Source organism: Pseudomonas persica, from assembly GCF_900291015.1.
In the GTDB taxonomy this organism is placed as follows: domain Bacteria; phylum Pseudomonadota; class Gammaproteobacteria; order Pseudomonadales; family Pseudomonadaceae; genus Aquipseudomonas.
In genome coordinates this window covers 1-241 of record NZ_OLKL01000337.1, presented here as the reverse complement: position 1 = coordinate 241, position 241 = coordinate 1, and the positions used below count along the sequence as shown (strand labels likewise).

At 61.0% G+C, this 241-nt stretch carries 1 pseudogene; it reads right to left on the bottom strand.

The features are described 5' to 3' along the window. Positions 1-241 (bottom strand): annotated as a pseudogene (locus tag FQ664_RS26795) (substrate-binding domain-containing protein); the annotation flags it as partial.

Genomic DNA, 241 nt, shown 5'->3' with positions numbered 1-241 from the left:
GTACAGGTGCTTGAGGTATTCGGTGGCAATCTCGGTATTGCCCTTCTTCTCGGCGTTCTTGTCCACCACCGCCACCGGCGGTTCGGCGAGGATCGACAGCGAAGGCACGATGATCTCGAACTTGTCGGCGCCACCGTCTTCCTTCAGCGCCAGGAAGGCTTCGTTTTCCCAGGCCAGCAGCACATCGCCCTGGCCGTTATTGACGAAGGTGATGGTCGAGCCACGGGCGCCGGTATCCAGC